At 68.2% G+C, this 267-nt stretch carries 1 pseudogene; it reads left to right on the top strand.

From position 1 onward, the window contains the following. A pseudogene (locus FJ988_RS30565) lies at window positions 1-267 on the top strand (acetyl-CoA C-acyltransferase); the annotation flags it as partial.

Genomic DNA, 267 nt, shown 5'->3' with positions numbered 1-267 from the left:
GAGTGGGCGCGCGCGCACGGCCATGAGCCGCAGGCCTACCTTCGCGACGCGCATGTCTCTGCGGTGGACTTCGTGCATGGCGAAGGCCTGCTGATGGCGCCGCCCATCGCGGTGCCGGAGATGCTCCAGCGTAATGGCCTGACCCTGCAGGACTTCGACATCTACGAGATCCACGAAGCCTTCGCCGCGCAGGTGCTGTGCACCCTGCGTGCGTGGGAGAGCGAGGATTACTGCCGCAACCGCCTGGGGCTGGACGCACCGCTGGGC

The sequence above is a fragment of the Mesorhizobium sp. CU3 genome, assembly GCF_006442965.1.
In the GTDB taxonomy this organism is placed as follows: Bacteria; Pseudomonadota; Alphaproteobacteria; order Rhizobiales; family Rhizobiaceae; genus Mesorhizobium.
Note: the sequence above shows the minus strand (reverse complement) of the source record. Positions and strands in the feature narration are given on the sequence as shown.